Here is a 1,865-nt window from a genome sequence, read left to right on the forward strand (position 1 = left end):
CAAGGCACAACGAAGGGAGCATAGCCGTAGCTATGTGACCGGAGTTGTAACGCCGTAGAGTGACTGATCACTTAGTCATAAAATATGATTTCATTTGGTTAACTACTTACCCTGTATTTCAGGGTTTGCCCTTGTGGCAATTGCTTACACCGGAATCAACGTTCACTGCGGGCGGCTTATGGCTGGCATCTCTGGTGATATTTTTTGTACAATTTTTGCTCTGGCGAACAAGAATTAAAACAGTGATTACCTTGTCACGGCATCCCGCCCCTTAAATTGACTATTTTACAACCATCACAAACTATTCTTCTTGCCGAATGTCTAATCTGTTCAAGATTTAAAGATTCCTGAATCTCCAGTTAGGGGTGAATTGTAAAGGAAGTGTGATGTATGTCTCAGGCTGAAATTGTCCAGCACTCAAACAACAATGAAAAAGTCAGGGCTTTTTTTAAAGGTGCTGCAGCCATTATTCCGCTGACTGTCGCCGTCCTGCCCTGGGGTATCCTGACGGGATCTCTGGCCATTGAGTCGGGTTTTGACCCTGTTCAGAGTCAGGCATTATCAGGCGTTATCTTCGCCGGTGCCGTTCAGCTGGCCATTATGGGCATGATTCAGGCCGGAGTTGGTTTGGGCAGCATCCTGATTTCAGCCCTGCTCATCACCTCCCGCCACTTCCTTTATTCCATGGTGATGCGGAAGAACATCAGCCCGCTGCCTCTCAGATGGCGTCTGGCCCTGGGCTTCCTGTTAACCGATGAACTGTTTGCCATTGCCAACCCCGGCCAGCTGAAACGCTTTGACCGCTGGTACGCACTGGGTGGTGGGCTGTGCTTTTATCTGGGCTGGAATCTCGCCACCCTTGGCGGCATCATCGCTGGAGAGAGCATGGACAGTCTGGATGCCCTCGGATTGGATTTCGCCATTGCCGCCACATTCATCGCGCTGGTTATCCCGACCATCAAAAATGCCCCGGTACTGGTCTGTGTGCTCACTGCGCTGGTAACATCGGTCATTTGTCAGGTAATGCATATTCAGGCTGGCCTGCTGATCTCAGCCCCCCTGGCAATGGTGGCTGGTTTTGCCTATGCCAAAGCCACCACCAAAGGAGAAAGTTAATGGATACCTGGGTTACTCTGTTCGCCGTAGCGGCCCTGGTTTTTGGCAGCCGCTTTCTCCTGATGGAACCCTGGTTACCGCTCAAACTCAGTGAAACTGTTCAGCAGGTATTGAGTTTTTCAGCACCCGCGGTGCTAACCGCAATTGCTGCACCGATTGTCTTTATTCGCGAGGATCAGTTCAGCCTGTCCATGGGAAATCACTACCTGATTGCCGGCATTATCGTGGTGTTTCTTGCTCTGATGACAAGAAACATATTACTGACCGTAATCCTGGGCATGCTGTCATTTCTGCTGTTAAGACATGTCATTTAAATGCGGGTAGCCATGGATCTTTTGGCCTTAATCCTCACTTGAGAATTCTCCTTGAATAACTTAGCAAAATCGTCGTAGTGGAAATCGTGTTGCAGGTGAATGCGGAGTTGCGGGGGCTTCTCGCAATATTATTCGCTGGCCAATAATGCGAAAACGGAGTTGGCGGTAATTGTAGACCTTGGCAGGTTAAGCGTGCTCAAAACATTGGCCTCGAAGCATAAGTGTAGTGTGAAGATGATCAGTAGAAGGCTTTGGGCAGACAACCGACGAGGAGTAAAAGCCGCAGACAGATTCTATCCACTATGGACACTCAAAGATCTCAGAAGCGAGAAATCGCAAAACTCTTGTACTCTGCGTTGAATGCCATTACCTGCTGCACACTGGCAAGCTGCCAGACAACAGGTACAGTCCTCGTAACAGCATGGAGAGCCGTGT

The 1,865-nt window shown here is 49.3% G+C and carries 3 protein-coding genes; all 3 read left to right on the top strand.

What is annotated here, in order from left to right; genetic code table 11:
• Positions 1-390 precede the first annotated feature (390 nt).
• A complete protein-coding gene (locus KDK15_RS09630) occupies positions 391-1,116 on the top strand; it encodes an AzlC family ABC transporter permease (RefSeq protein ID WP_257295142.1) in 726 nt (241 codons plus the stop codon).
• On the top strand, positions 1,116-1,430 hold the full coding sequence (locus KDK15_RS09635; protein WP_257295143.1) for an AzlD domain-containing protein: 315 nt from the start codon (positions 1,116-1,118) through the stop codon (positions 1,428-1,430). The genes KDK15_RS09630 and KDK15_RS09635 overlap by 1 nt, the downstream gene beginning before the upstream one ends.
• Positions 1,431-1,529: 99 nt before the next feature.
• On the top strand, positions 1,530-1,790 hold the full coding sequence (locus KDK15_RS21235; RefSeq protein ID WP_373691357.1) for a group II intron reverse transcriptase/maturase: 261 nt from the start codon (positions 1,530-1,532) through the stop codon (positions 1,788-1,790).
• Positions 1,791-1,865 lie beyond the last annotated feature (75 nt).

Origin of the sequence: Endozoicomonas sp. YOMI1, assembly GCF_024606345.1 — a bacterium.
GTDB lineage: Bacteria > Pseudomonadota > Gammaproteobacteria > Pseudomonadales > Endozoicomonadaceae > Endozoicomonas.